At 33.7% G+C, this 1,221-nt stretch carries 1 protein-coding gene; it reads right to left on the minus strand.

The annotated features are described in order from the left end of the window. Positions 1-78: 78 nt before the first annotated feature. Positions 79-996, minus strand: a complete 918-nt coding sequence (locus tag IV88_RS08925) for a site-specific integrase (protein WP_057800542.1) — start codon at positions 994-996, stop codon at positions 79-81. Between the last annotated feature and the right edge of the window lie 225 nt (positions 997-1,221).

A 1,221-nucleotide genomic window follows, 5' to 3' on the forward strand; every position in this document is an offset into this window, starting at 1 on the left:
ATCGCTGCCAATCAGTGTAAGCAAAAAGGATCGCAAATATACGATCCTCCATAAAAACTATTAACTTATACCAGATTTTTAAACCAAACTGGCCAAATGTTTCATAACTTTATCATTATCTTGATTTTCCAATTCTTGGATAATGTGTAAATAGGTTTGTTGAGTAGTAGTCATATTTGAGTGACCAAGTCTACGCGCCACAGAAGCTATACTTACTCCTGCATATAATAGAAGAGACGCATGTGTATGGCGTAGTCCATGAACAGAAATAACAGAAATATTGGCTTTCTTACACAAACGTTCTAAATAGTGATTTACAGTATCGTTATATACCTTAGATTGAACAAAAATGGGCTTATCCTCTGGTAAATCCTTAGTTAATTGTGAAAATTGAATCACTGTTTGCCAATCTAGTTGAACCTTACGCATTGAGGAATGATTCTTAGTGGGCGCAAATCCGCCTTTATTACTCTTGTAATCCCATGTTTTGTCCACTGTGACATATTGTCTAGCAAAATCAAAATCAGCTGGTGTAACACCTAATGCTTCTGCAAATCTCAAACCAGTTTTAGTAATTAATAGAATGAAGTAGTCCCAATTAACGCCTTCATCTAATTTTAAGTTATTAAGTAGTGATTGTACTTCATGTTGGTTCAGGAACTTGGTTTTATGTTCTCGATGTTTAATTCCTTTTATAATGGCTTTTCTCGTTGGATCTCTGTCAATTATCCCTTCTTCTAAGGCATCAATTAATGAGCTTTTAACGTGTCTATGAAAATCCATTACAGTTTGTCTTTCATGCGTCTCCGCATAATCATTCAACAGTTGCTGATAGGATAATCTAGTTAAGTCAGACATATATAAATCTGGAACCAGCCTTATCAATTGTCGGTGTGTCATCTCATATTTTTGGTAAGTCACCGCTCTCACCGCATCTAACTTATATAGCTCCATCCACTGATGGAAATAATCATGTAACTTGTATTCTTGTGTCATTTTGACACCTCCATAAAAAATTAGGCTATCTCATTAAAGAAATAGCCTAATTAATTAAAAAGGATTATTTTATTATTTCTAGTCTTGAAATATCAGATGATTTACACTTACGATTATTAACAGCGTACATTTATACACTATGTGCTTAAATTAAATAAACATATTTTGCATCAAGTACTTTTTAAGCTCTTTTAACTGATCCAACTTACGTTGATTGGCAGCGAT

The organism is Pediococcus argentinicus (assembly GCF_001437605.1).
Taxonomy (GTDB): domain Bacteria; phylum Bacillota; class Bacilli; order Lactobacillales; family Lactobacillaceae; genus Pediococcus; species Pediococcus argentinicus.